We start from the raw sequence: 848 nt of genomic DNA, 5'->3' as shown, positions 1-848 counted from the left end.
CCGGGTGGATACGGGGGCAACCCACCCGGCGCCGCATCATCGGTGTTCCGACGGGGGCCCGGAACACCGGCACGGGCGCTCCGACGGGGGACCAGAGCGCCGGTACAAATCGTACACCGAAACCCCCCGCGGTTAGTCAAGAGAATGTCACGACCGGATTTCCGGTCGCTGTCCGGAAACCCGCTTCTGTTCGGGGTCCTCGCGGTCGTCGAAGTGGGCGGACGGCGTCGGCTCCCGGCCGCCGTTCGCGAAGATCACCGCGACGTACGGCAGGAACAGCGCACCGACCACCAGGAGCGCCGCCAGCCACACCGGCGCCCCGGCCACCACGCTGACGACCGCCCCGACGAAGCAGACCGTCCGGACCGCCATCGACCACAGGTAGCGCCGCTGCCGGTGGCCGATGTCCTCGGACATCGGGCGGGGAGCGTCGGTGACCGTGTAGACGTCCGGTCCCCGATGGTGATTGACCTTCACCATTCCACGGTAAGCCCATGGAGTCCGATAGGCGACAGCAGGACGGTCAAGACATGGGAGACATGACATGACGGACCGTACGTACCGCGTCACGGAGATCGTGGGCACCTCGCCGGAGTCCGTGGAGACCGCCGTCCGCAACGGCATCAGGCGCGCCTCGCAGACCCTGCGCCACCTCGACTGGTTCGAGGTCAAGGAGGTGCGCGGCCAGATCGAGGACGGCGACGTGGCCCACTACCAGGTCACCCTCAAGGTTGGCTTCCGCCTGGAAGACACCTGATCCCGCCCGTCCAAAGGCGCCGTCAGGCGCGAATGCGCGCCTTTCGGGGGTGTGGGGGTGCCCCCCGCCGGGGGGCGTGGGGGGCTGGCCC

Annotated in this window: 2 protein-coding genes; one reads left to right on the top strand and one right to left on the bottom strand. The window is 69.2% G+C overall.

Features of this window, described 5'->3' with window-relative positions:
• Positions 1–147: 147 nt before the first annotated feature.
• Complete coding sequence (locus tag ABZ914_RS50270) at positions 148–480, bottom strand: DUF3099 domain-containing protein (RefSeq protein WP_500201657.1); 333 nt, start codon at positions 478–480, stop codon at positions 148–150.
• A gap of 64 nt (positions 481–544) precedes the next feature.
• Here ABZ914_RS50270 and ABZ914_RS50265 point away from each other — a divergent pair, with 64 nt between their 5' ends.
• A complete protein-coding gene (locus tag ABZ914_RS50265; RefSeq protein ID WP_190856435.1) occupies positions 545–757 on the top strand; it encodes a dodecin in 213 nt (70 codons plus the stop codon).
• Positions 758–848: the final 91 nt, after the last annotated feature.

The organism is Spirillospora sp. NPDC046719, assembly GCF_040645715.1.
GTDB lineage: Bacteria > Actinomycetota > Actinomycetes > Streptosporangiales > Streptosporangiaceae > Spirillospora.
Note: the sequence above shows the minus strand (reverse complement) of the source record. Positions and strands in the feature narration are given on the sequence as shown.